Raw genomic sequence first — 1234 nt, 5'->3', positions numbered from 1 at the left:
AGCCTATACCCCCTTCTCGAAACAGATTGAAATTACTCGTCCCATTACCGTGGATGCGTACCTACCGGTGATCAATGTAGTCCTGACCCCCTTGAACGGCAGTAATGCCATTAAGGTAGACTTCACAACCCAGGATGCTGGTGGAGAAGCGGTTGTCGAAATTTCCTCGGACCCGAACGCGACGGCTTCGAGTGGGACTTGGACCGGAGCCCAAACACTCACTTTGTCAGCGGCAGGCCCGCAGAGCTTGACCTTTACGGGTATTAATGATTATATCGCTCGACGGATCAAAATAAGCCGCAAAGGATCAGGGAAAACACCCGCCCCTGTACAGGTATATGGCCCGGTTTCGCTCACCGCGGTTGCTGATCCCGTCTACGCTCCGGTCATTACGAGTATTACGGCCAATGCTGCAGGTACGGCGGCTACGATTAACTATTCGGCCAACAATGCGAATTACACCCGGCTAGATCTCTATCGGAGCGAAGACAACGGAGCGACTTACAACGTGTCGATGTCGGCGGGGAATTCGGGTACGAGCTACACGGATCAAAACCTGACTCCCGGAAAGACCTATACGTACCGCCCGCAGGTTTTCAAAAACGGAGCCTACGGCCCTGCAGGGGAGCCCAAGTCAATTACCATGCCATCCACTGGCGTGGTCGATGCGATCTGTAATGTAACGGACGCGGCGACGGGTGGTAATCAGGTTACAACCAAAACCTACACGGTTACTAAGCCCGGCACGATCAATTACATGATCGATACTGGACTTATTCCGGATAAATTAACCGTACGAAAGAACGGCGTTACAGTAGCAGAGCACACAGCATCCAGTTGGCGAACGGCGGGCAGTGTTGCAGTGATCGCGGGCGATAAGCTAGACTTTGTCATTAATCCGGGCGTAACAGCCGATCAGGGCACGGCCTGGACGATCTACATCAACTGTTCGACCCCGTATAACGTCGATCAGCCGCAGACGAATTTTGCCTACGCTAACGCAGATTATCCCCGGATTGCGAGCATCACGACGGGAACCAATAGCACAGGCGGTAAAACGTTTACGGTAAACGCGATCCCTGCGAAAAATTCGGGAAGTCCTATTGTTCGCTACAAAGCGATAATGACGTTTTCGGGCAATACCTATCAGGATGCGTCCGGGTGGTCGACTTCAAACGTACTCTCCACGGATTATCGGGGCAACGGCATTAACGCTAGTCAGTTCTACACCATC

The 1234-nt window shown here is 52.7% G+C and carries 1 protein-coding gene; it reads left to right on the top strand.

The window, feature by feature from the left end; all coding sequences use genetic code 11:
* A partial coding sequence (locus BWI93_RS27645; protein WP_176454124.1) for a hypothetical protein occupies positions 1-1234 on the top strand: 1234 nt, incomplete at both ends.

The sequence above is a fragment of the Siphonobacter sp. BAB-5385 genome, from assembly GCF_002261125.1.
In the GTDB taxonomy this organism is placed as follows: domain Bacteria; phylum Bacteroidota; class Bacteroidia; order Cytophagales; family Spirosomataceae; genus Siphonobacter.
Note: the sequence above shows the minus strand (reverse complement) of the source record. Positions and strands in the feature narration are given on the sequence as shown.